This is a genomic window from Micromonospora sp. LOL_013 (assembly GCF_048060315.1).
Lineage (GTDB): Bacteria > Actinomycetota > Actinomycetes > Mycobacteriales > Micromonosporaceae > Micromonospora_E.
The window spans coordinates 1-364 of the sequence record NZ_JBHMIQ010000125.1 but is presented as its reverse complement, the minus strand read 5'-3'; the positions used below and the strand labels follow the sequence as shown (position 1 = coordinate 364).

The window sequence follows — 364 nt, the reverse complement described above, 5'->3', positions numbered from 1 at the left end:
CTCGCCGACGCCCACCGGGTCGACGTCGACGCCGCCTACGCGGTGCAGCAGGCCCTGATCGCCCGCCGCACCGGCCGGGGCGAACGCCTCGTCGGCGCCAAGATGGGCCTGACCAGCCGGGCGAAGATGGCCCAGGTCGGCGTCGACTCCCCGATCCTCGGCCAGCTCACCGACACCACGCAGGTGCCCGACGGCGCCGCCGTGGACATCTCCAGGCTGATCCACCCACGCGTCGAACCGGAGATCGCCTTCCTCCTCGACCGGCCGCCGACATCCGGGATGCCGTTCACCGACGCGGTCCGCGCCGTCGCCCCCGCGCTGGAGGTCATCGACTCCCGCTACCGCGACTTCACCTTCTCGCTGC

Annotated in this window: 1 protein-coding gene; it reads left to right on the top strand. The window is 73.1% G+C overall.

The genetic code is table 11. The features are described from left to right. A partial coding sequence (locus ACFHWS_RS28615) for a 2-keto-4-pentenoate hydratase (RefSeq protein ID WP_416569598.1) occupies nt 1-364 on the top strand: 364 nt, incomplete at both ends.